The organism is Roseomonas alba, from assembly GCF_019430885.1.
In the GTDB taxonomy this organism is placed as follows: domain Bacteria; phylum Pseudomonadota; class Alphaproteobacteria; order Acetobacterales; family Acetobacteraceae; genus Neoroseomonas; species Neoroseomonas alba.
Map to the genome: position 1 here is coordinate 884213 of NZ_JAHYBZ010000001.1, position 23392 is coordinate 907604.

Genomic DNA, 23392 nt, shown 5'->3' on the forward strand with positions numbered 1-23392 from the left:
CTGGAAGAGCATTGATGTCACTCGATACCGCCACCGTGCGGCGCGTCGCCGCCCTTGCCCGCATCCGCCTCGAGGAAGAGGAGGTCGCCCGCGTCCAGGGCGAGCTCAACGGCATCCTCGGCTGGATCGAGCAATTGCAGGCGGTGGATACCGAAGGGGTGGAGCCCATGGCGGGCGGTAATCCGGAAGGGATCGCCGCGATGCCGATGCGGGACGACGTGGTGACCGATGGCGGCCAGGCCGCGAAGGTCCTGGCCAATGCCCCTGATCGCGAGGGCGAATATTTCGGCGTGCCGAAGGTGGTTGAGTGATGCATCCGACGGATTTCACCATCGCGGGCGCTGTCGCCGCGTTGGAAGAGGGCGTGATCTCGGCCGAGGAGCTGACCCGCGCCCATGTCGAGGCGGTCGAGGCGCTGAACCCGAAGATCAACGCCCTGATCACGGTCACGGCCGAGCAGGCGATGGAGGCCGCGCGTGCGTCTGATGCGAAGCGGGCGCGGGGCGAGGCGGGGCCGCTGGAGGGCATCCCCCTCGCGATCAAGGACCTGTTCTGCACGGAGGGGGTGCAGACCACGGCCGGGTCGAAGATTCTGGAAGGCTTCGTGCCGCCCTATGAGAGCACCGTGACGGCGCAGTTGAAGCGCGACGGGGCGGTGTTCCTGGGCAAGGCGAACCTCGATGAGTTCGCCATGGGGTCGTCGAACCTGACCAGCGCCTATGGGTCCGTGCTGAACCCGTGGTCGCGGCGCAACGATCCGGATGCGCGGCTCGTGCCCGGCGGATCGTCGGGCGGGTCGGCGGCGGCGGTGGCTGCGCGCATGGTTCTGGGGGCGACCGGGACGGATACCGGCGGGTCGATCCGTCAGCCGGCGGCCTTCTGCGGCATCACGGGCATCAAGCCGACCTATGGGCGCTGCTCGCGCTTCGGGATCGTGGCCTATGCGTCCTCGCTCGATCAGGCGGGGCCGTTCGGGCGGACGGTCGAGGATTGCGCGATCCTGCTGCGATCCATGGCCGGGCATGACCCGAAGGATTCGACCAGCGCGAACCGGCCCGTGCCGGATTTCGCCGCCGCCTGCGAGCGGTCGGTGAAGGGCCTGCGCATCGGCGTGCCGAAGGAATACCACATCGACGGCATGCCGGCCGAAATCGAGAAGCTGTGGCGGCAGGGGCTGGACTGGCTGAAGGAAGCGGGGGCGGAGATCGTCGAGATCTCCCTGCCGCATGCCGAATACGCGCTGCCGACCTACTACATCGTCGCTCCCGCCGAGGCGTCCTCGAACCTCGCGCGCTATGACGGCGTGCGCTTCGGGCTGCGGGAGGCGGAGAAGAACTCCGACCTGCGCGACCTCTATGAGCGCACCCGCGCGGCCGGCTTCGGGCCGGAGGTGCGGCGGCGCATCATGATCGGGACCTACGTTCTGTCGGCCGGCTACTACGACGCCTACTACCTGAAGGCGCAGAAGGTCCGCGCGCTGATCGCGCGCGACTTCCGCGAGGCCTGGTCGAAGGTGGATGCGATCCTTGCACCCGCGACGCCGTCCGCGGCCTTTGCGGAAGGTGAGGGGTCCGACGACCCCGTGCAGATGTACCTGAACGACGTGTTCACGGTGACGGCGAACCTCGCCGGGCTGCCGGGACTGTCGGTGCCGGCGGGGCTCGATCCGCAGGGGCTGCCGCTGGGGCTGCAGGTGCTGGGCCGGCCCTTCGACGAGGAGACCGTCTTCGCGGTGGGTGCTGCCATCGAACGCGCGGCGGGGTTCAAGGCGCTGCCGGCGATCCGCGCCGGCGTGGCACCGTGAGCGAAGCCGGGCTCGATCCCACGCGCTCGGTCGCGGCCATTCGGACGGCGGCTGGAAAGCGCCGCTTCCTCAGCTACGGCGACGTGGCCGAGGCGAATGGCGTGCCGTGGAACGCGGCGCGGCGGCGCATGGACCCACATCTGTTCGGCATCTGCCGGGATGCGACCGCACGCGGCTGGCCGCTGCTCTCGGCGGTCGTAGTGGATCGGAAGAGTGTCACACATGGTGCGATGCGCGGCAGGCCGCTGATCGGCTTCGCGCGCTGCGCCGAGCGCTGCGGGCGCATCGTAGGCGGGGACGCAGCGGCGTTCCTCGCCGAGGAACAGGAACGCGTCTTCGCCTGGGCGCGCGAGGAGGTTGGCGATGTCGTACACCATTGAAGGCGAGACCGGGCCCTGGGAACTGGTCATCGGCCTCGAAGTCCATGCCCAGGTCGTGTCCAATGCCAAGCTGTTCTCCGGCGCCGCGACCGCCTTCGGGGCGGAGCCGAACAGCCAGGTCTCCTTCGTCGATGCGGGCTTCCCCGGCATGCTGCCGGTGATCAACCGCGAATGCGTGGCGCAGGCCGTGCGCACGGGCCTCGGGCTCAACGCGCAGGTCAATCTGTGGTCGCGCTTCGACCGCAAGAACTACTTCTACGCCGACCTGCCGCAGGGCTATCAGATCAGCCAGTTCGCGCATCCGATCATCGGCGAAGGCCAGATCGAGATCGCGCTGCAGGACGGTTCCACCAAGACGATCGGCATCACGCGCCTGCATCTCGAACAGGATGCGGGCAAGTCGATCCACGACCAGCATCCATCGAAGTCCTTCATCGACCTGAACCGGTCGGGTGTCGCGCTGATGGAGATCGTCTCCGAGCCCGACATGCGCTCGCCCGAGGAAGCCGGCGCGTATCTCACGAAGCTGCGGCAGATCCTGCGCTACCTTGGCACCTGCGACGGCAACATGGAGGAAGGGTCCATGCGTGCCGACGTGAACGTCTCGGTGCGCAAGGCGGGGGAGGGGTTCCGCACGCGCTGCGAGGTGAAGAACGTCAACTCCATCCGCTTCGTCATGCAGGCGGTGGAAGCCGAGGCACGGCGCCAGATCGAGGTGTGGGAATCGGGCGGCACGGTCGACCAGGAAACGCGCCTGTTCGATACCGGGCGCGGCGTGACGCGGTCCATGCGGTCGAAGGAGGATGCGCATGACTACCGCTACTTCCCCGACCCCGACCTGCCGCCGCTGGTGATCGAGCAGTCCTGGGTTGACCAGCTCAAGGCCGCGCTGCCGGAACTGCCGGACCAGCGCCGGGCGCGCTACGTCGCGGATTACGGCGTCACGCCCTATGACGCGCATGTGCTGACGCTCGAGAAGGAGACGGCCGCCTATTACGAAGCCGTCGCCAAGGGGCGTGACGCGAAGCAGGCGGCGAACTGGGTGATGGGCGACCTGTTCGCAGCGATCAACCGGACCAAGACCTCGATCTCCGAGCCGCCGGTCTCGGCGGCCGATCTCGGCGCGCTGCTCGACCTGATGGCGGACAACACGCTGTCGGGGAAGCTCGCCAAGGAAGTCTTCGAGGTGATGGTCGAGACCGGCCGCGCCCCGGGGCTGATCGTCGAGGAACGAGGCCTGAAGCAGGTCACCGACACCGGCGCGATCGAGGCGGTGATCGATGAAGTTCTCGCCAAGAACGCCGACAAGGTCGCGGAGTTCAAGTCGGGCAAGGACAAGCTGTTCGGCTTCTTCGTCGGTCAGACGATGAGGGCCATGCAGGGCAAGGGGAACCCGGCCCTGGTGAACGAGGTCCTGAAGAAGAAGCTGTCGTGATTGATGCGGCCGGCGCTGGGCGCCGGCCGCGGCCTGGTGACGTGCGCCTGCCGGCCATGTGCGCATCCCCCGTGCCAACGCGTCGTACGGCCGCCTGAGGGCGGTTCGGGGCGCGCTGCTCGGCACCGCATCGGCTGAGGCCATCCGGCAACGCGGGCCGATGCGCAGCGCATGGCCTGCCGGCGAAGCTCGTGGGTTCTTCCCCTGTCGTGTCCCCGCATGCTTGGCTCCGCGCGCGGAAGGACCGGGGGATGTCATGACGACCGAGTCGCAGGAGCTGCCATCCGAGCGGCATGCGCAGACGGTGCTGCTCGTCGAGCGCGTGGCGGTGCTGCTGCTGCTCGCATTGCTGCTCTATGGCGTGGTGCAGGTGTTGCAGCCCTTCGCGCTCGCTATCGCCTTCGGCGGCTTCATCGCCATCGGGACCTGGCCGGCGCGCGATGCGCTGGTCCGGCGCGGCGTGCGTCCGGGGATCGCGGCGGGGGCGCTGCTCGTGGTGCTGATCCTGGCGGTGGCGCTGCCGGCGACGCTGATCGTGCCCGATCTCGGCGACCAGGTGGTTGCGGTGGTGGCGATGGCGCGGCAGTGGCTCGAGGAACTGTCGCCCGATCCGCCGGGCTGGGTCGCCGGGCTCCCGTTCATCGGCGAGCGTGCCGGCGCCCTGTGGAGCCAGGCGACCGGGATGCGAGGCAATCTGGCGGAGGTGGTGAAGCCCTATAGCGGGGCCATCGCCAGCATGCTCGTCAGCATGGGCCAGGCGGCGGCGGCGAGCCTGCTGCAGATCCTGCTCTCGCTGCTGGTCGCGGCGATGGCCTGGACCAACGGGGACCGCATCGTGGCGCAACTGCGCGAGATCGCGGGACGACTCGGTGGGCATCCGGCGATGGAGGCCGTGGATGCGGCGGGTGGCGCGGTGCGCGGCGTGGCCTGGGGCGTGGTGGGAACCGGCTTGCTGCAGGCGGTGCTGATGGGCGTGGGGCTCGCCATCGCGGGTGTCCCGGGGGCGGTCGCGCTGGGCTTCCTCACCATGATCTTCTCGATCAGCCAGGTGCTCGGGCCGCTCGTGGTGGTGACCTGGATCGGGGCAGCGGCCTGGCTGTATTCGCAGGGCGAGACCGGCTGGGCGATCTTCATGCTGGTCTGGGGTGCGCTGCCGATTTCAGGCAGCGACAACATCGTCCGCCCGCTGCTGATCCAGCGCGGCAGCACCATGTCGATAGGCGTCATCATCCTCGGTGTCTTCGGCGGGCTGATCGCCTTCGGCTTTCTCGGCCTCTTCATCGGGCCGGCGCTGTTGGCGGTGGCGCAAGGCCTGCTGCAGGCCTGGCGCAAGGCCGGGGCGGTGTCGCACCCGCCGGCCTGAGCCGGCATGGACGCCTCCGGCGCGGCATGCGATTCCTCGTGCCCTGGAACGGACGAGGATGACGGCGCATGGCCATCGAGCTGTGGACCTGGAACACGCCCAATGGGCGCAAGATCAGCGCGGCGCTGGAGGAGATGGGGCTGCCTTATACGGTCGTGCCCGTGAACATCTCGAAGGACGAGCAGTTCAAGCCGGAATTCCTGGCTTTCAGCCCGAACAACCGTATCCCGGCGATCAAGGATCCGGACGGGCCGGACGGCAGGCCGATCACGGTGTTCGAGAGCGGGGCGATCCTGCTCTACCTGGCCGAGAAGACGGGCAAGTTCCTGCCGAAGGATCTGCGCGCGCGGGTGCCGGTCTATGAATGGCTGATGTGGCAGATGGGCGGCTTCGGGCCGATGCCCGGCCAGGTGCATCACTTCATGATGCGTCCGGACGGGCCGGCGAAGGAGTATGGCCTGGAGCGGTACGGGAAGGAGACGCTGCGGCTGTACCGCGTGCTCGACAAGCAGCTGGAGGGGCGGGACTTCGTGGCGACGGCGGGCGAGCCGTCGATCGCCGATTTCGCGATCCTCGGCTGGGCCTGGCGGGCGGAGCGGCATCTGCCGACCCAGGGCAAGGCCATCACCGACTATCCGAACGTCGCGCGCTGGTACGATGGGATGATGGCCCGTCCGGCGACGAAGCGCGGATTCGAGGTCGCGCTGTCCTAGGGGCACCGCGGCGCTTCACGGGACAGTTTGACGGGGCGGGGCGCGCTGGGTAGAAGCAGCGCCCTGCAACGCCGTGTGACTTTCCACTCCTGCGGAGGGGTGGCCGAGTGGCCGAAGGCGGCGGTTTGCTAAACCGTTATAGGATGTCAAGTCCTATCGTGGGTTCGAATCCCATCCCCTCCGCCAGTTCTCTCGATTTTCTGCGGCTTTCAGTGGGATTTTAGGCGGTAGTCCCACAAAGGTTCCCACAAGAGAGCCCCGACCAGTGGCGGCTGTGGGCAACCACCGGCGAACAGTGGTCGAAGGGTTTCCCGCGTCCGACCGGGGCTCCGCATGGAGCCGACATGCCCGCGTCGCGGCCGAGATGGCGCCGAGCTCCGGGCTGGCATACGGTGAACGAGCTGCGCGTGCCGACGAACATCACCCTCGTCCACCTGCCGCCGTATTCGCCCGAGCTGAGCGCGATCGAGAAGGTCTGGCAGTACCTGCGGGACCGCTACCTCTCGGGCCGACTGTTCAGCGGCACGCGCGCCATCGTCGACGCCTGCTGCGCCGCCTGGAACAGCCTCGTCGCCGAAACGCTGGTATGAGAACTCCGGGCCGCGGTGCCCCGCCGTGGCTACAGGAGGCCGACCTGCGCGCCATGGCTGGGAGCTTTGTCGCCAGGTAGCCTTAGCACGGGTCGCTCTTGCCGCCCGGGATGCGGTGCGGGACGTGCTCCTGGCCCTGCGGTCAGGCCTGCCCTTCACGATGCTCGTCGAGGCGTGGCGAGGGTGGGGCCTGCACTTGGCCGAGATCAGTGAGATGGCCAGCCCCGGCGAGCATGCCGCGCTGCTGCTCCATTAGCCCAGCCCACACATCGCCGGCGACGTCGCGGTGCCAGACAAAATCGCCTCGCTGCCCCTCCCGACCCACCTGCCAAGGACCGAAAGGTTCCTCGGAACCCATGAGTTGGCGTGGTGGCAAGGTGTTCGAGGCGACGGCGCAAGCCTATGGGCGTGAGCGGGCATTCGTGCCGGTGCGTCCTCCGCGTCAAAGGCGGCGGTCTTGCGGCGGCCGATTTGGCTGCACGGGCTTCCTGGACGTGCCGATCTCACCCCGAGCTTCGGACGGGCCTGTGCGCCGCCTCACAGCGGGACCGTGAAAGGACGAACTGTCGTGGACGGTCGCGCCAGGGATGTGCTGGCATTGACAGGAAACGCTCAGCGCCGCGAAAGCGGGGCAAGGGAAATGCGTGGTGACGAGAGGCGCGATCATCCCGTCCCTCGCGCCGGCGACCTTGTCCCGGGCAAGGGACGCCATGGCGACGCGGTGGCTTGCTGAAGGAGGAGATCGGCACATGGACGCTGTCGGGACGTCGGGAGAGGGTGCGCGAGCGGGAGCGCCAGCTGACCAACCGGTGCTCGGGTGGCCGGACGCCATCGCGCGCCTCGCCGCCGAGCGCACGCGCGCCATCACCTGCGCCGCACAAGCGAAGACGCTGCCCGACCCCACAACCCTCGCCGCCGCCTATGGCACGGCGAAGGCGGAGATGGACGGAATCATCGCCGGCCTCTCCATCGCCCTCGCCGAGGGCAGCAAGCCGAAGTCGCTGGACGATCTGCCGCAGCGCCTGGAGGCGGCGGTGACGAAGCGCGATGCCTTCTGCCGCGCCGTCGCGGAGCGGCTGCCGGCGGCGCCAGCAGGGCAGAGGAGTGTGCTGAGCGACCTGCTCGGTCTCGGTCCACTGGTGAAGGAACTCGTTGCCGCAGGGCTGGCGATCTGGAATCGCGCCAGCGAGCCCGACAAGCTCCGCCGCGACACCATCCGGGCGCAACTGGAGGCGACGCGCTGGCCGGACTTCGCCGACGTGACGCCGCCGGGCTGAAGCGCACGGATGTGCGAGGCCGAGGAATCGTTGCCGCCGGGCTTTTACGACCAGCCGGTACTGGTGGTCGACCTCGGCGCGCACACCGCGATTATCAAGCGAGCCGACGTGGACGCCGCGGGGCGCTTCGCCGTTACCGGCTCCGACGACAAGACGGTGCGGGTCTGGTCGCTGGCGGATGGCGCGTTGCTGCGGACCATCCGCCTGCCCGCCGGGCCGGGCCATGTCGGCAAGGCCTTTTCGGTCGCCATCGACCCGGCGGGGGAGATCATCGCCGTCGGCGGGTGGACGGAGGCGTCGCCGACGGAAGGCATCTACCTCTACGACCTCGCGACCGGCGCGCTGCGGCAGCGGATCGGCGGGCTGCCGGAAGTGGTCCTCCACCTCGCCTTCGGGCCGGGCGGGCGGCATCTGGCCGCGACCCTTGGCAGGTCGAACGGCCTGCGCGTCTTCGATTGCGACCAGGGTTGGGCGGAGGTCGCGCGCGACTCGGACTATGGAGAAAGCAGCTACGGCGCCGCCTTCGCGCCCGATGGGCGCCTCGCCACCGTGAGCCATGACGGGCAGGTGCGGCTCTACGGGGCGGATTTCCGCCGCCTGCACGCCACCCAACTGCCGGATGGCAGCCGCCCCTTCGGCATCGCTTTCTCCTCCTCGGGGCAGCGCCTCGCCATAGGCTTCACCGACAGCACAGCAGTCGCGCTGCTGGACGGGCGCAGCCTAGCGCCGCTGTACGAGGCGGCGAGCGCTGGGATCGACAATGGCGAGCTATGCACTGTCGCCTGGGCGGCGGGGGTCCGGCTGCTCGCCGCCGGGCGCTACCAGCACCGCGGAGGTGGTCCGGTGGTGACCTGGGCTGACGGGGGGCGCGGCGCCCCCCAACTGATCGCCGAAGCGCAGAACACGGTGATGAGTCTGCTCCCGCTACCGGGCGGTGACATTCTGGTCGCGGCCCAGGACCCCTTCCTCGGCCGCTTCGGCCCGGCCGGGGAGGTGCGCTGGACGGTGCCGTCGCCGGTGGCCGATCTGCGCGAGCAGCAGGCGAGCCTCGCCGTCGCCGTGGATGGCACGACGGTCGATTTCGGCTTCGAGGGCGGGGGTGAGGCGCCGATGCGCTTCGACATAGGCCGACTGGCGCTGACTCTGGCGCCGTCGGCGGATGGCTGGGCCGCCAGGCCCCGCCAGCAGGGGCTGCCGGTCGCCGACTGGGAGAACAGCACCTGCCCCACCCTCGCCGGCGCGCCCCTGCGGCTCGAGCCCTACGAGAAATCGCGCAGCCTCGCAATCCATCCCGACGGGCGCCGCTTTGTCCTCGGCAACGAGTGGTCGCTGCGTGCCTTCGACGCCTGCGGCACGCCGCTCTGGCGCCAGCGCGCGCCCAGCGTCGCCTGGACGGTGAACGTCACCGGCGACGGGCGCCTCGTGGTCGCGGCCTACGGCGACGGCACCATCCGCTGGCACCGCATGGATGACGGGCGGGAAATCCTCGCCTTCATGCCACTGCTCAACCGCCGCGACTGGGTCGCCTGGACGCCGGAGGGCTTCTTCGCCGCCAGTCCCGGCGCTCATGGCGTGCTGCGCTGGCATGTGAACCAACCCGGCTGGCAGCCGGCGCGGGAGTTCGCCGTCGCCGACATCCCCGGCTTCCACCGGCCGGAGGCGATCCGGCTGGTGTTGCAGGAGATGGAGACGCCGCGCGCCATCGGCCTCGCCATCGTAGCCGAGCAGCGGGAGAAAGTGCGGCTACTGACCAACAGCCGCCTGCCGCCGGGGGCGCGGCTGCATGTTGTCGCCGTAGGCATCAGCGAATACGACCCCGAGACCGCCGCGCATCTGCGGCTCCGCTTCGCCGACCACGACGCGCATGACGTCATGTCCGCCCTCGCCGGCACCCAGGGCGCGCTCTACGCACCCGGCTATCGCGAGACGCCGCGCAACGAAGACGCCACCGGCGAGATCATCCTGCGCGCGCTGGCAAACATGCAGGCCGCGACGCAGTCGGGCGACCTCGCCGTCTTCCACTTCTCCGGCCATGGCGCGCGCATCGGCGAGAAGCTCTATCTGCTGCCGCGCGACGTCCGGCCCGGCGATGCCGTTGCGTTGCAGCGCAGTGCCTTGCCGATCGGCGATCTGCGCGACGCGCTAATGAGGATCGCCGAGCGGGGCCGCGTGCTGGTGCTGCTCGATGCGTGTTATTCCGGCGGCGCCTCGCTCGATGGCGGCGCGCAGCCAGCTGCCTCCCGCGTCCTCAGCACCGCGCTGGCGGCGGCCAATATTTGCGTGCTGACGTCCTCCTCCGGCTCTCAGGCTTCGCGCGAGGACCCGGCGTGGCAGAATGGGGCCTTCACCGAGGCGGTGCTGGAAGCGCTGGGTGCGGCCGACACCGACCATGACGGCCTGATCAGCGCGACCGAACTCGCCCGCTATGTCGATCGGCGCGTGCGGAACCTGACGAACGGCGCCCAGGAGCCCGGGATCGAACTCCGCTTCGACGGCACGCTCTTCGCCGTCCCGCTGCGCTGAACTTCCGCGCGTGGCGGAATTCCAGCCGGGACATAACAGGTCGGACACCGCATGCTTCCAGGGAGGTGCGGCTCTCCAACCTGTCAGCCAGCTGCCTTGAGGAACTTTCGCATGATTGTTGCCAATTTGTTCTAGGAGCCGTAGCTAAGAGGGGCGACATGGGCCGGCATTGCTGCATAGAGTTCGAGGTAAGAGATGGACGGGGGATGCATGCGACTCGCACTTGCGCATGACGATGAGGTGGCAAAGCGCCCGATCTTTCCGCGGATGGAGATTGGCGCTTACGAAGAGATGTGGTTGGAGCATAACGCCACCTTCAAGAGCATCGCAGAGCGTTTCGCATCTGATCTCGAAGCCATGCCGAGTGACTTTGTTCCTTCGGCCGTTGCGCGACAGCGGGCGGATGAGGTGTTCGCCAAGCTCAAGGCGGACGGGGTACATCGTTTTGGCGTGCGGATTCACCATGCGGGCGATTACCCAATGAAGCTAAGGGATGCGAAGCATCCCATCGAGTTGTTGTATTACAGGGGCGTCTGGGAACTCGCCGAAACCCGATGCGTGGCCGTTGTTGGAAGCCGCGAAGCTTCCGTCGACGGGTTAGCGCGTGCGCGCCGGTTAGCGCGCGAGTTGGTGACGAAGGGTTTCACGGTGGTATCCGGCTTGGCTGCTGGAATCGACCAAGCCGCGCATCGCGGAGCGCTCGAAGCTGAAGGCAAGACGATTGCTGTTGTGGGAACTCCACTCGGGCGGGTCTATCCAAAGGAACACTATGACCTGCAGGAGCGCATTGCCGAGCATCACTTGGTAATCTCCCAAGTGCCAGTGCTCCGTTACGCTCGACAGAACTTTCGTATGAATAGGCTGTTCTTTCCAGAGCGCAATGTGACGATGAGTGCTCTTACCGAAGCCACGATTATTGTGGAGGCGGGCGACACGTCCGGAACGTTGACCCAGGCCCGGGCGGCGCTTCACCAGGGCAGGAAGCTGTTTATCCTCGACTCATGTTTCAGGCGACACGACCTGACCTGGCCCGCGCGATTCGCAGAACAGGGAGCCATTCGGGTTCAGGGTCCTGAGGACATTTGGCACCACCTTGGCTGACATTAGGCTCCGCTCTATTGACGATTCGAACCGCGGCGATCACTCGCTTCTGCGAGAAACTGATCGCTGTTGGTTTCTCTACGAATACACGTCGGGAATGACTTTCTCGTTCGGGGAGGCGAACAGCTTAATTTCGAACTTGAAGAAGCCTATGGACCGACGTGGACGGCCGGAGTTTGTCCACAAGGCACGAGCGATCCGACAAGCAAGCGAAACGCTTCGGCAGACGCTGAATCCGGTCTTCTTGAGGCAGGGGACGTTGGTGCCGATTCCGCCTTCCAAGTGTCGGGCTGATCCTCTCTACGATGATCGGGTCCTTCAGATTTGCCGGGGCATCGGGCAGCAATGCGATGTACGAGAACTTGTTGAGCAGAAATTAAGCATTCGAGCGGCGCATGAAAGTGAAGGAAATCGACCTTCCCCACGGGAGCTGGCAGACAATTATGTAATCAATGAAAATCTCTGCGCTCCTGCTCCTGTGTTAATTGCTATAGCGGACGATGTTTTAACTGCGGGTTCTCACTTTCGAGCGATGTGTATGGTTCTTGGTGCGCGCTTTCCTGGTGTTCCAATCCATGGTCTGTTCGTCGCTCGCCGCGTCTTTGCCTCGTAGCTACCTTAGCAACCTACGCCGAGCCCTGCCAGCGTCCCATTGTCCAGAACACCGCTCTGGGGTAGTCGCCGAGATTGTTGGAACCGGCGCAGCGCTGTGCCCATGGCCGGCGACATGATCCCATCCACCGGTCCGTTGTAGAAGCCGCGGGCGCGGAGTTCGACCTGCGCCCGCATGGCGACGATGAGGCCCTCGGTACTTGCGCAACCTGGCACGGCGCCCGGGGTGCCGCGTGACCCCGTCGAGCCGGATGATCCGCTACGCGGGGCCGGTGAAGCGGGTGCCTGTTGGGGCGTGCTCGGTGATGGGGCCACGTAGGAAGGCGGCGGGGTGTAGGTTCGCGGGGCAGAGTAGCCACCGCCGCTGCCCGAGTAGTGACTGGAGTGGCTGCGGTGGCTGGAATGGCTCCGATGGCTGCTATGGGCGGCGAATTGGTCCGGGCCGTCGATGCGGTTCGGGAGTTCCATCACGAAGCCATCGGGGCGCTCTGGATCGCCGGAGCGCATGCCTGCGGGCGCGCCGGCCATGGCGGCCTCATGACCTCCGAGAGGGGCTGCGGCGACGCCGGGTAGCAGCCGGTAGAGCAGCCGTGCCAAGCGGCTCAGGGCGCCTGTCTCGTCATCGTGCATGTGCTGGTTCCGGCGTCTCGTTCGTCACCGGCCTGATGTCCGTGCCGCGCCATGAGGCGTCGGCCGACAGGAAGAAGCCGGCGCAGGCATCGCGCACGCTGCAGCCTTCGCATTCGGGCGCGTGGACCTGCTTCCAATCGCTGATGCTCCGCCGGGCGAGCGGCCACATGTCTCGAGGCAGCAGGCAGAGCGGCGTGTTGTAGATCGACACGGCCATGCCGCGTGTTGCGAGGTGGCGTGCAGCATCGGCGATCGCACGCGCAGCTTCCGCCGGCTCGATCCAGAGGACATCGCGGTTTCGCCGCGCCAGGCCCATCGGCTCCAGGCCCATGAGCGCGACGTGCTCCGCGAAGGGCAGGTTCCGCCAGACGAACTCAGCGAAGCCCATGATGCGCGGCACGGTAAGGGCATGGGCAACGAACCGGACCTCGATGCGATGACCGGCCTCGGCGAGATTGTGGATGCCCTCCAGCGCCTCCTCGAAGCTGCCTGGCGCCTGCACCACCTGATCATGCCGCGCCGCCGTGTCGGCGTAGATCGGCACCGCCCACGTCGTGCGGCCGCGGCCCGCCGTCACGGCCGTCACCATCCGTCGATCAGCGAAGCGTCGGCCATTGGTGAGGATGTGCAGGTGCGTGTCGGGCAAATGCTCGGCCGTGCCGACGAGGATGCGGGTCAGGCCTTCGCCCAGCAGCGTCGGCTCGCCGCCCGTGATGCCGAGCACGGGCAGGTTGCGGTCGATAAGCGGCAGCAGTTCCAGCGCCTCGGCGACGCGCCAGGAATCATCCTCATTACGCGGCGGCTGGCTGCACATCAGGCACAGGCTGTTGCAGCGCTCGGTGACGAAGAGCGAATTGCTGTCGGCGCCGCGGCGATAGAGCACACCGATCCTGCCGGTGCGGGCGGTCACACCGATCACGTCGCCCGCGGCCACAACGTCATTGCGGCGAAGGCCGGCGAAGATCGGCAGGGCAGCACCTGGACCCCGTGAGTCGGCTGTTAGGGCAGCTGCGAAGCCAAGCGCGTGGAGAGCACCCAGGTCCACGCCGCCGACGGGATCACTGCGGAGGTCGATGGCCACCCGATCGAAAGGCAGCTCGGTGGTGAGCGCGTCAGCGAGGGGCAGCACCTTCAGCGGGTGCGGTGCGGCGAAGTCGCCGGATAGCGTGCCGAATGTATGCAGGGGCAGGCTCATGCTGCCGCCTCGGGCCGGAGCCGCTGCGTTCCCCATCGCGTCAACAGGGCCTGTTTCTCGAGCGGGCCGTCGAGCAGCAGCCCGAACAGCAGATGGAAGAGGCCGGTGTGCCGCCGGCAGAAGTCGCTCGGCTGGCGATCGGCGCGCACGTGGCCCTGCGTTGCGTAGTGGTGGACAGGGTCACTCCCGCAATAAGGGAGGAATGCGCAGTCCCGGCAGCCTGGCAGGTCTTCCGCCACGCCGCCGGTGGCGATGAGCCGCATGGCGTCGGACGCCATCAGGACGGGCAGGGGATCGCGCACGGTGCCCATGCGGAAGGCGGGATCGCCGGCCGCCGCCAGCATGCGGCCCTCGTCGCTCGCATAGACCCCGCCGTCATAGTCATAGGCCAGGACACCGAGCCCGGCGCCGGCGGGGCTCCGCAGATCGACATAGCCGGAGTGGAACGGCGTCAGGATGTGGGTCAGCAGGATCGCGGCATAGGCCTCTTCGGCCTCAACGCCCTGCCGGTTCCACCAGAGAATTCGATCAAGGGCCCGACGATAGAAGGCCTGGAAGGCATCCATGTCGTAGCCGGTGCGGCGTGCGGATCGCAGCGCGAAACCATAGGGGCTCAGCGGCCGGAGGAAGACGGACGGGAAGCCAGCGCCGATCAGCGCGTCAACGATGCCTTCGGGATGGTGGAGACCGCGCCGCGTGACGGTGGTGATCGCAGCCACGTTTGCTGCGCCGATGACGCGGCGGGCAAGGGCCACGCCTTCCATGGTGCGGCGATGCGCATCGGCTCCCGGTAGGGGCCGATTGGCGTTGTGGATGTCCTCGGGCCCGTCGATCGAGGCCGAGACCTGGAAGCTATGCTCGGCAAGGAACGCCGCGATGTCATCGGTGAGGTGATGAAGCGTGGACGTGATGCTGAAGGTCACGCGACGGTCGGGTGCGCGTCGGCGGATCGTCTCGACCACCAGCTTGATGATGTCGAAGCCGAGCAGCGGCTCGCCGCCCTGGAACTCCACGGTGAGCGCCGCGGCGTCGCTCTCCAGGATGCGCTCCACGGCATGGAGCGCCGTCTCGGGGCTCATGTCGAAGCTGTCGGCACCGATTGGACGGCGCGAGACCTGACAGTAGAGGCAGCTCTGGTGGCATCGGAGCGTCGGCACCAGGATGTGGAGCGCCGGGCCCTGTTGAACGAAGGCCTTCTTCGTGCGGACTTTGGTCGCCAACAGGCGCAGCGCTACCTCGGGCCGGCCAGCGAGCAGCAGGTGACGGGCCACCAGGTCGTCATAGGCTGGGCTGTCGGGAGTGAGGCGCCCGGCGGCGAAGGTGGCGAAATCAGCGCGGTCGAGCGCCATGAACTCGCCGGCGTCGTTGGTGACCAGCACCTGGGCACCATCGCCAAGCGCGACGACGCGGTGGGGTAGCGGCGCGCCCTTCTCGACGCGCGGAATGTTGGGCGCGGTGCGACCGAATGCCGCTTCCATGACCGCAGCTCGGAACAAATGCTCGGCGGCACTTCCCGAGACATCCAACTCGGCAACGGCATGGTCTCGGGCCACGACATTCATTCCGCGGCAGAGCCGAGTTTCACGTCAACCCCTCCCTGCCTGAATGCGCGCGATGATTGTATTAGATCGCTAAGTAATCATCCTGCCAGAGCGACATGAGACGACGCAAGAAGACATTGGCCGTTCTCTGGCCGCGCGGCCGCTTTCTCCAGCCATCATCGGAAATCCCGTGTCGGCGGCATTCGAATGGGCCGCGACTTGTCCGACGGTGCCACCTCGTCGCCGATCCCCATCGAAGACAACGTATCCAATAGGTCCGACCGGTCGATCAGGCGCCCTGCGATCAGGTGCACAATCGGCACCTCGGCGTGCTGATCCTCTCGCTCCACGCGGCCTTCCACGATCACAAGGCGCGAGGTCAGCAGTGGGACGCGGTACCGTTCCGACACGCGGGCATAGACCACCACGTTGGCCTGGCCATGCTCGTCCTCGATGGTCACGAAGATCACGCCCTTCGCCGTCATCGGCTGCTGGCGCATCAGCACCAGCCCGGGCACGCGAACCCGGCGGCCCGATAGCGCCCGCGCCAGGGCGCGGCTGTCGTCGCAGCGCAGGCGTGCCAGGACAGGCCGCAGCAGTGCCAGCGGATGCCGGCGAAGGGTCAGGCCGGCGCTGACATAGTCCAGCGCGATCGCTTCGCCTTCCTTCATCGCCGGCAGGGCGGGGTCGGCCTCGGGGATCAAGGGGCGGACCTCCGGGTGGTCGGCCTGCACCGCCTCGCGGAACAGCGGCAACCCAGCAGCAAGCCCGGGGTCCACGGCATGAGAAGCCCAGGCGGCCTCGCGCCGGCCCAGGTCGAGCCCGGCGAAAGCGTCAGCACCGGCCAGCGCCTCGATGGCCCGCCGGGGCAGGCCGGCACGTAGCGCCAGTTCCCCCACTGATCCGAACGGCGCGCCGTTGCGGGCTGCGCGCGCCTTCACCAGTGCCCGGCCGGCCTCCTCCTGCATGCCGGAGACCATGCGCAGGCCCAGCCGCAGCGCGTGGCGGTCGGCGCTGGCCGCGTCTGGCTCGAGGGAGCAATCCCAATCGCTGTCGTTCACGCTGATCGGGCGCACCGCGACCCCGTGCTCCCGCGCATCCCGGACGATCTGGGCCGGCGCGTAGAAGCCCATGGGCTGGCTGTTGAGCAGCGCGCAGGCGAAGACCGCGGGGTGGTGGCATTTCAGCCAGGACGACGCATAGACGAGATGCGCGAAGCTGGCGGCGTGGCTCTCCGGGAAGCCATAGCTGCCGAAGCCCTCGATCTGCTTGAAGACCCGCTCCGCCATCTCCAGCGAGTAGCCCCGCCGGACCATCCCGCTGACCAGGCGGTCGCGATAGGCGCCGACGCCCTGGGTGTATTTGAAGGTCGCCATGGCGCGCCGCAGCGCATCGGCCTCTTCAGGCGTGAAGCGCGCGGCGACGATGGCCAGCCGCATCGCCTGTTCCTGGAACAGCGGCACGCCGAGCGTGCGCCCCAACACCTGGCGTAGTTCGTCCGGTGGGCCGTGCTCGGGGGAGGGACCCGGATACTCCGGTTCCTCGAGGCCCCACCGCCGGCGGATGTAGGGATGGACCATGTCGCCCTGAATCGGCCCCGGCCGCACGATCGCCACCTGCACCACCAGGTCGTAGAACTCGCGGGGCCGCAGCCGCGGCAGCATCGCCATCTGCGCCCGGCTCTCGACCTGGAACACGCCGAGGGAATCCGCGCGCCGGAGCATGGCGTAGGTCTCAGGGTCATCCCGTGGCACGCTGGCGAGATCGAGCGCCACATGCCGGTGCTGGCGCAGCAGGTCGAAGCCGCGCCGCAGGCAGGACAGCATGCCGAGGCCGAGCACATCGACCTTCAGGATGCCCAGCGCTTCCACATCATCCTTGTCCCATTCCAGCACGGTGCGGCCCGGCATCGCGGCATTCGAGACCACGGCAAGCTCCACCAGCGGCCCGCGCGTGATGACGAAGCCGCCCACATGGGTGGCGAGGTGACGGGGGAAGTTCTGAATCTCGTCCGCGAGGTCCACCGTCATGGCGAGCCGGGAGTCGGTGGTGTCGAGGCCGCTGGCCTGCGCGATGTCACCGAAGCTGCGATCCGAGCCGGGGCCCCAGGCTGCCTTCGCGAGCTTGCCGGTCACGTCCTCTGACAGGCCCATTGCCTTGCCCACTTCCCGGATCGCGCTCCGGGCGCGATAGCGGATGACGGTGGCGACGATGGCGGCGCGGTCGCGGCCATAGCGGTCGTAGATGTGCTGGATCACCTCCTCCCGCCGCTCGTGCTCGAAGTCCACGTCGATGTCGGGCGGTTCGTCGCGAGAGGCGGAGACGAAACGCTCGAAGAGCAGGTCATGCTTCGCCGGGTCGACGGCGGTGATACCGAGCACATAGCAGACGGCGGAATTGGCGGCGCTGCCGCGCCCCTGACAGAGGATGCCCTTCGACCGCGCGAAGCGGACGATCTCATGCACGGTGAGGAAGTAGGGCGCGTATCCAAGCTGCTCGACCAGCGCGAGCTCGTGGTCCAGGCGGGCGCTGATGTCCCCCGCCACCCCCTGCGGCCAGCGTTCCGCCACCGCCTCCGCGACCCGGGCAACCAACGTCTCCTGCGCGGTGCGGCCCGGCTCCAGCACCTCCTCCGGGTATTCGTAGCGAAGCTGGTCCAAGCTGAAGCCGCGCGTGGCATCGAGGATCTTCAGGGAGGCCGTCAGGGCGTCAGGATGGCGTTCGAACAGGGCCGCCACCTCGGCGGGCGACTTCAGCCGGCGTTCGGCGTTGGGGGCTGCCGCGAAGCCGATCTGATCGACCGATGTGCGCAGGCGGATCGCGGTCAGCACGTCCGCCAGGCGACGCCGCTCGGCGGCATGGTATCGCGGTGCGGTGGTGGCCAGCAGGGGCACGCCGGCCGCTGCGGCTCGATCGAGGCGCCGCCGGTCGCCGCCATCCATGACGCACGGCACCGCGCAATGCAGCGGCAGAGGAAGACGATGGTCCAGCGCCTCCGCGTCCGCGCGGAGACGAGCCCCGAAGTCTGCCGAGACGACAGAAGGCGCGACCAGCGCGACCGCTGACCCTTCGGCGGCGCCCAGCAGGTCGGCCCGGCTGATCCGGCACTCACCCTTTGGTGCCAGGGTGCGGCCCCGGGACAGCAGGGCGGTCAGCCGGCCGTAGGAGGCACGGTCGGTGGGCCAGACCAGGTATTCGCCCCCATCGTCTACCAGGACCCGCGCACCGACCGCGAAGGACAGGCCGAGCTCCTTGGCGGAGACGTGGGCCTGCACCACGCCGGCAAGCGTGTTGGTGTCGCAGATGCCGAGGCCGGCCTGGCCGAGCGCGGCTGCCTGCGCTGCCATCTCCGAAGGGTGGGAGGCACCGTCCAGCAGGCTGAAGTTGCTCTTGGCGCACAGCTCGGCGAAGGCGGGGCCGGCCGTCACGGAAGGGGCTATCCGGCGCTGTGCGGGGCGCCGGTGCGGCGCTTGAGAACGACGAAACCGGCCCGTTCTAGGTGCTCTACGAGCCGCTCGGCGGCGATGGCCGCCGCGAATTCCCAACCGCCCGATCGTGGCCGGCCGCGCTCATCAAAGCGCAGGGCATAGGCCAGGGATTCCGCGACCTCACCGGGGCTGGCCGGGGCGAGGGAAGCGGTCGCTGCGGGGATCGGTGGGATGGCGAGGGGATCGGCGGACATGGCCGGACGATGCCGCACGCTTGAGAACGAATCAAGAACACGATAAGGTCGGTCCGCGACCGAACCTCTTCCCCCCCAAAGGAGGAACGAATGCTCGAGGCACAGGCCGATCGCAGGAGGCACTACGAGGCCTATCGGCGCATCCACGCGGAGTCACGGGTGAGGGTGCTGATCGACGGTGCGTCACCGGACCAGGTCGCGTGCGCCGAGCAGGCGTTGCGGGACCTCTTTGCGAGGCGCGGCGTGAGCGCCCTTCAGGCAGCGGAGGGCGCCTTTGCGATCGAGGGTTGGGACATCAGCGACTTTGCCGAGGAGGCGGAGCCGAGCGCTGGAGAGACGGACGCCGCCATGGCTTGGTTAGATGCGCCAGGCGTAGCCTATGAGGCGGCCACGGGTGCGCCGTATCCCGGCCACGGCGTGCAGCTCGAACTTCAGTTCGCCGAGGCCGAATACCAAGCCGTTTGTGATGCGCTGGTGCCGGACGCCGAGGCGGGCGTCGAAGACGAATCGCGGGGCTGACACCCGTCAGGATCACTCGGCCGGGTCGCGCTTCGCGCCGCGCGCCACGATCTTCAGCGACCCGTCAGGCAGCGGGCGCTGCAGGGCGTTCGCGACCTCCCAAGGCTCGGTCATCCAGGTTTCGAGTTGCTCCGGTCCGGTCAGGATGACCGGCATAGCCTTCGGGTGGATCGCGGCGACTTCGGCATTCGGCTCGGTGGTCAGGAAGCCGAACAGGTCGATGGTCTCCAGCCCGGTCCGGACCTTCCGCACGCTGGTCCACTGCGGCACCCAGATGCCGGCGAAGAAGGTGAGGGGCCGGCTTTCGTCCCGCGCGAACCAGACATCGCCGCCGGCGTCGCGGTTGAATTCGCTGAAGGACGTGAACGGAACGACGCAACGGTTCTCGACGCCGAGCCAGCGCTTCCAGTGTGAGGAGACCGTGTTGCGGATGTTGGTGGTGCCGCTGTCGGGCTCCATGCGGAGAAGCTCGTCGAAGTCCACCTCCTTGCCCTTGGCGCGGAGCTTGTCGGCACGTTTGGTCGCGGCGTCGAGCAGCGCCTTCTTCGAGCTCGGCATGCCCCACCGAACGAGTGCAAGTTCCCGCCCCTCGGCCGTGTTGCGGACGATCGGCGCTGCGTAGTCGGGGAAGACCCCGGGCAAGGGCTGGAGATTGCCGGTGGTGTCCCGGAACGTCATGGCAAGCTGGCGGATCGCCTGCTGGTTCGAGACGATGCTGTAGAGGTTGCACATACAGGGATCGTATCGGGCCGGGGACCGCGCCGCGACCGCTTCTTCACCCCTGGGCGAACAGCCCCAAGGGCGATCCTAGACAGGTCAACGAAACCATAAGTAGAATTTCTGGGAGATTAAAGGCACCAGGGGTTAGGCATGGTGTGGAGCCTATGGCGCGATCTGCTGCGCGGCGGTGGGAAATTGAAAGCTCGTTCCGCCCGGGCGTCGCGCGCGCCTGCCGGCTTCGCCGAGGATGGCGCCGTTGCTCCCCGGCCATACCGCGGCGAAACCTCCGGGCGGAGCAACGGCACCTATGTGCCGAGACGATACACGCCGCCGGCCGAGCGCCGGGACGAGGGCCTTCCATTCCCCTCGACGGGCCCACATGGCCACCGGTCCCGGATGCGCGACAAGTTGCTGACCCGCGGTCCGGAGGCGCTTGCCGACTATGAGCTGCTGGAGATGCTGCTGTTCCTCGCCATGCCGAGGGGCGACACCAAGCCCCTGGCTAAGGACCTGATCAATCGCTTCGGCAGCTTCGCCAACGTCCTGGCGGCGCCGCAGGCGGCGCTATTCGATGTGCCTGGTATCGGCGAGCACAGCGTGTCCGCGATGACACTGGTGCGGGCCTCTGCGCTCCGCATGGCGCGTGCAGAGGTTATGGATCGGCCGGTCCTCAATAACTGGGACACGCTCATCTCCTACCTGACCGCGGTGCTGGCACGGGAGAAGGTCGAGCAGTTCAGGGTGCTGTTCCTCGACACCCGCAACCGCTTGCTGGCCGACGAAGCCCAGGCGCGCGGCACGGTGAACCACACGCCCGTCTATCCGCGCGAAGTGGTGAAGCGGGCGTTGGAGTTGCAGGCGACCGCGCTGATCCTGGTCCACAACCACCCCTCCGGTGATCCGACACCATCGGAAGCCGATGTCGAGATGACCGAGGACGTGAAGTCGGCGGCCGAGACGCTCGGCATCAAGCTGCACGATCACCTCATCATCGGGAACGGCAGGCACCTCTCGCTGCGGCGAGAGGGGCTGATCTAGGGGACGAGCTGCAGGGACGCAGGATGCCGGCGCGCCGCGGCACGCCATTCCCATGGCGGGATGCGTTCGGCCTCGGGCAGGGCCCATAGACCGCGACGTGCCGCGCGCGCCTCCGCTTCATAGCGGAGCAAGGCAGGGTCGTTGCTGTAGCGGCGGAACACCCAGGCCGCGCCGCGCTTCACCAGCTCGGCCGATACGTCCAGTGCGCCGACGAAGATGCGCCCTACCGTCCGCCCGTAACGGTCGATGTCGCGCACCTCGATCCGGACCTGTTTTCCGAAGGCCAGGTCGGAAAGCGCTTGGCGCGCGCGGTTGCCATAGGGCTGTCCTCGCTCCGGCGTGTCGATGTCGGAAAGCCGGATGCGGACCTGCTCGCGGCCGGCCGTCAGCAGCGTGAGGGTGTCGCCATCGCTGATCCCGACCACGCGGCCGCGCAGCTCGTCGGCGATCGCGGCGGGGAGGGTGAGCGCCAGGAAGGCGAGGAGCACAAGGACAGCGGACACGCGGCGCATGAGCGGGAGCTTGGCATGAGCGAGTTGTTTCGGCGACCCTCCCTTAAAGGCCAAGTCGGCGTCGATGCTCGATGTGAGGTGACGATGATGCGCAACGCGATGGCAGGGATGATGTTTGCGACGCTGGCTATGTCTGCCGGCGAGGCTGCGGCACAGACAGTGGTCGATGGGAGCGGCCTGCTCCGGCTCGTGCAGACCGCCAACGAGCTCTGTCGCGGCGGCACCGGCGACAGCATCGAAACGGAAATCGCCTGCGAGGTGCGCGACGATCTCGTGCGCAGGCTGAGGGAGGTTGGTTGGTGCTATGGCGAGGTGGGGCAGGCCGGCTACCAGATGCGCTGGCATCGCTGCAATCGGCGCTCGAATCAGTATCAGTTGCCTTGATCGAAGGCTGAGAGTCGCGTCCGCCTGAATGCCGCGACCGCCGCAGCGAAGGTCGAGGCCGGGCTGGCAAGCGGCCTCACCTCCATCAGCTCCGGCCGGGCAAAGGTCCAGGGGCTGCCCGACATGACGGCGACCCACCCGGCCACGCCCTGCGCGCGCATCGCGGCCTCGGCCGCGTTAATGTCTTCATCGGTCGGGGCGACGGCACGGCCAAGCGTGACGAAGCGACCATCCTCCCCGAGAATGATCCATCGCCGCTCGCGCTGCCAATCCTGATCCATGTCGGCACCTTGGCATGGCGCCGGACGGCTGCCAGGTGTCGGGATGAGGATGCCCCTCGCCTTTCAGCGAGGGGCAACGGGACTTCCGGTTGCCGTGCCTACTGGTCACACCCCCAAGGGGGCCGGTTGCCATCCCTCCGGGGAGGGTTACCCGTTCGCGGCAAGTCTATTGTCCCTGCCACTATTCTCGGAGGCAAGCCATTCGTGACGACGTGCGCTGATCTATGTCAGCGGCCACGCCAAGGGGAAGGAACATGCTGCGTCTCCTCGTCTGCGGCGGCCGGACATTCACTGACCGGGATGCTGCCTTTGCCGCCATCGACCGTATCCACGCCCAATGCGGTGTCGCGGTTTTGATCCACGGCGCTGCTCGCGGTGCGGATACGTTCGGCGGAGAATGGGCTGCCGCCCACGGCGTGCCGATGCTCGCCTTCCATGCTGACTGGGAAAGCCTGGGCAGGAAGGCAGGTCCGATCCGCAACCAGCGCATGCTGGACGAAGGGCGACCCGACCTAGTCCTGGCACTCCCTGGTGGGCGCGGTACGGCGGACATGGTCAGGCGTGCGACGGAGGCGGCGGTCAAGGTGATCCGGCTGGAGGAAGTGGCGGCAGGAGCGACGTTGTGGACGGGCGTGGCCGATTGACACGCGAGACACTACCGCTGTCGCTTCATCATCGAAGATGAGGAAGGTGGGCCCGCTTCATCATGTTGCGCGGCCTCTGGGCGGAGGGAGGAGAACGCCGGAAGGGAAGGAGGGGCGGGGCGTGGCGCTCGATATCCACGGATATACCGACGAAAAGAAGCGGAGGTTGGCGGCGAGCAAGCGACGGTTTTCTGGCTGTGGGCTGGGTTGAGGATGGAGATGCAGATGAGCCAGCCGGCGGAAGGGGGGGCGCCCGCATGCGAGCGGTCTACGATGACGATGGTGCCCCCAGAGAAGACCGAGAAGATGGATGGTATGGACGCGCGGGTGCCGATGGCGAACAACCCGGTGCGGGTTCCGGAGCGGATCGCCGCCCTGATTGCCAGGCGGAAGGACGCCAAGGAGAGCACCTCGGCAAAGCCCTCCGGGCGACGGTGACCGAGTTCCG

At 67.9% G+C, this 23392-nt stretch carries 23 protein-coding genes, 1 tRNA gene and 1 pseudogene; 17 read left to right on the top strand and 8 right to left on the bottom strand.

Translation table 11 applies throughout. The features are described 5' to 3' along the window. The first annotated feature begins 14 nt into the window (after positions 1 to 14). The 12 genes and pseudogenes from gatC (at position 15) to KPL78_RS04095 (ending at position 11186) form a co-directional block, all read left to right on the top strand. Positions 15 to 311: an Asp-tRNA(Asn)/Glu-tRNA(Gln) amidotransferase subunit GatC gene (gene gatC, locus KPL78_RS04040; protein ID WP_219761590.1), complete on the top strand. Its 297-nt coding sequence runs from the start codon at positions 15 to 17 to the stop codon at positions 309 to 311. After that, the gene (gene gatA, locus KPL78_RS04045; protein WP_219761591.1) at positions 311 to 1804 is read left to right on the top strand and encodes an Asp-tRNA(Asn)/Glu-tRNA(Gln) amidotransferase subunit GatA; all 1494 of its coding nucleotides are present in this window, start codon (positions 311 to 313) and stop codon (positions 1802 to 1804) included. The genes gatC and gatA overlap by 1 nt, the downstream gene beginning before the upstream one ends. Then, complete coding sequence (locus tag KPL78_RS04050; RefSeq protein WP_219761592.1) at positions 1801 to 2184, top strand: hypothetical protein; 384 nt, start codon at positions 1801 to 1803, stop codon at positions 2182 to 2184. Before gatA ends, KPL78_RS04050 begins: the two co-directional genes overlap by 4 nt. Next, positions 2168 to 3619 carry an Asp-tRNA(Asn)/Glu-tRNA(Gln) amidotransferase subunit GatB gene (gatB, locus tag KPL78_RS04055; protein ID WP_219761593.1) on the top strand — a complete coding sequence of 484 codons (1452 nt, stop codon included), beginning with the start codon at positions 2168 to 2170 and terminating at the stop codon, positions 3617 to 3619. The genes KPL78_RS04050 and gatB overlap by 17 nt, the downstream gene beginning before the upstream one ends. A 256-nt stretch (positions 3620 to 3875) precedes the next feature. Further along, positions 3876 to 4982, top strand: coding sequence for an AI-2E family transporter (locus KPL78_RS04060; RefSeq protein ID WP_219761594.1), 1107 nt, complete (start codon positions 3876 to 3878; stop codon positions 4980 to 4982). Positions 4983 to 5050: 68 nt separating this feature from the next. After that, positions 5051 to 5695 (top strand): glutathione S-transferase family protein, encoded by a 645-nt coding sequence (locus KPL78_RS04065; protein WP_219761595.1) that lies wholly within the window; start codon positions 5051 to 5053, stop codon positions 5693 to 5695. A gap of 93 nt (positions 5696 to 5788) precedes the next feature. Continuing rightward, positions 5789 to 5881, top strand: a tRNA-Ser gene (locus KPL78_RS04070). A 194-nt stretch (positions 5882 to 6075) separates the two neighbouring features. Continuing rightward, positions 6076 to 6285, top strand: a pseudogene (locus KPL78_RS04075) (transposase); the annotation flags it as partial. Positions 6286 to 6400: 115 nt separating this feature from the next. After that, on the top strand, positions 6401 to 6541 hold the full coding sequence (locus KPL78_RS04080) for a hypothetical protein (RefSeq protein ID WP_219761597.1): 141 nt from the start codon (positions 6401 to 6403) through the stop codon (positions 6539 to 6541). Positions 6542 to 7094: 553 nt separating this feature from the next. Further along, a complete protein-coding gene (locus KPL78_RS04085) occupies positions 7095 to 7562 on the top strand; it encodes a hypothetical protein (RefSeq protein WP_219761598.1) in 468 nt (155 codons plus the stop codon). 9 nt (positions 7563 to 7571) lie between these two features. Continuing rightward, a complete protein-coding gene (locus tag KPL78_RS04090) occupies positions 7572 to 10085 on the top strand; it encodes a caspase family protein (protein WP_219761599.1) in 2514 nt (837 codons plus the stop codon). 210 nt (positions 10086 to 10295) lie between these two features. After that, positions 10296 to 11186 (top strand): DNA-processing protein DprA, encoded by an 891-nt coding sequence (locus KPL78_RS04095; RefSeq protein WP_219761600.1) that lies wholly within the window; start codon positions 10296 to 10298, stop codon positions 11184 to 11186. A 618-nt stretch (positions 11187 to 11804) separates the two neighbouring features. Here KPL78_RS04095 and hxsA read toward each other — a convergent pair. The 5 genes from hxsA to KPL78_RS04120 all read right to left on the bottom strand — a co-directional run bounded on the left by hxsA (position 11805) and on the right by KPL78_RS04120 (position 18846). Beyond that, positions 11805 to 12428, bottom strand: a complete 624-nt coding sequence (gene hxsA / locus KPL78_RS30725; protein ID WP_219761601.1) for a His-Xaa-Ser repeat protein HxsA — start codon at positions 12426 to 12428, stop codon at positions 11805 to 11807. Then, positions 12418 to 13623: a His-Xaa-Ser system radical SAM maturase HxsC gene (gene hxsC, locus KPL78_RS04105; protein WP_219761602.1), complete on the bottom strand. Its 1206-nt coding sequence runs from the start codon at positions 13621 to 13623 to the stop codon at positions 12418 to 12420. Before hxsC ends, hxsA begins: the two co-directional genes overlap by 11 nt. Next, positions 13620 to 15101, bottom strand: coding sequence for a His-Xaa-Ser system radical SAM maturase HxsB (gene hxsB / locus KPL78_RS04110; RefSeq protein WP_219761603.1), 1482 nt, complete (start codon positions 15099 to 15101; stop codon positions 13620 to 13622). The genes hxsC and hxsB overlap by 4 nt, the downstream gene beginning before the upstream one ends. 239 nt (positions 15102 to 15340) lie before the next feature. Then, complete coding sequence (locus KPL78_RS04115; protein WP_369412619.1) at positions 15341 to 18592, bottom strand: error-prone DNA polymerase; 3252 nt, start codon at positions 18590 to 18592, stop codon at positions 15341 to 15343. An 8-nt stretch (positions 18593 to 18600) separates the two neighbouring features. After that, a complete protein-coding gene (locus KPL78_RS04120) occupies positions 18601 to 18846 on the bottom strand; it encodes a hypothetical protein (protein ID WP_219761719.1) in 246 nt (81 codons plus the stop codon). Between the two features lie 90 nt (positions 18847 to 18936). Here KPL78_RS04120 and KPL78_RS04125 point away from each other — a divergent pair, with 90 nt between their 5' ends. Continuing rightward, positions 18937 to 19365 carry a hypothetical protein gene (locus tag KPL78_RS04125; protein WP_219761604.1) on the top strand — a complete coding sequence of 143 codons (429 nt, stop codon included), beginning with the start codon at positions 18937 to 18939 and terminating at the stop codon, positions 19363 to 19365. A 12-nt stretch (positions 19366 to 19377) separates the two neighbouring features. Here the strand turns inward: KPL78_RS04125 and KPL78_RS04130 are convergent, their stop codons facing one another. Then, complete coding sequence (locus KPL78_RS04130) at positions 19378 to 20097, bottom strand: SOS response-associated peptidase (RefSeq protein WP_219761605.1); 720 nt, start codon at positions 20095 to 20097, stop codon at positions 19378 to 19380. A gap of 297 nt (positions 20098 to 20394) precedes the next feature. Between KPL78_RS04130 and radC the strand changes: the two genes are divergently transcribed. Further along, a complete protein-coding gene (gene radC, locus KPL78_RS04135) occupies positions 20395 to 21123 on the top strand; it encodes a RadC family protein (protein ID WP_369412620.1) in 729 nt (242 codons plus the stop codon). Here the strand turns inward: radC and KPL78_RS04140 are convergent. Continuing rightward, on the bottom strand, positions 21120 to 21626 hold the full coding sequence (locus KPL78_RS04140) for a thermonuclease family protein (RefSeq protein ID WP_369412621.1): 507 nt from the start codon (positions 21624 to 21626) through the stop codon (positions 21120 to 21122). The genes radC and KPL78_RS04140 overlap by 4 nt on opposite strands. A 24-nt stretch (positions 21627 to 21650) precedes the next feature. Here KPL78_RS04140 and KPL78_RS04145 point away from each other — a divergent pair, with 24 nt between their 5' ends. Further along, entirely contained in the window at positions 21651 to 22019 is a 369-nt protein-coding gene (locus KPL78_RS04145) for a hypothetical protein (protein ID WP_219761608.1), read from the top strand. Here the strand turns inward: KPL78_RS04145 and KPL78_RS04150 are convergent. After that, on the bottom strand, positions 22007 to 22300 hold the full coding sequence (locus KPL78_RS04150) for a hypothetical protein (RefSeq protein ID WP_219761609.1): 294 nt from the start codon (positions 22298 to 22300) through the stop codon (positions 22007 to 22009). The genes KPL78_RS04145 and KPL78_RS04150 overlap by 13 nt on opposite strands. A gap of 254 nt (positions 22301 to 22554) precedes the next feature. On the opposite strand from KPL78_RS04150, the gene KPL78_RS04155 reads away from it, so the two are divergent. Next, on the top strand, positions 22555 to 22944 hold the full coding sequence (locus tag KPL78_RS04155; RefSeq protein ID WP_219761610.1) for a DUF2493 domain-containing protein: 390 nt from the start codon (positions 22555 to 22557) through the stop codon (positions 22942 to 22944). Between the two features lie 225 nt (positions 22945 to 23169). Continuing rightward, complete coding sequence (locus KPL78_RS04160; RefSeq protein WP_219761611.1) at positions 23170 to 23382, top strand: hypothetical protein; 213 nt, start codon at positions 23170 to 23172, stop codon at positions 23380 to 23382. The last annotated feature ends 10 nt before the right edge of the window (positions 23383 to 23392 follow it).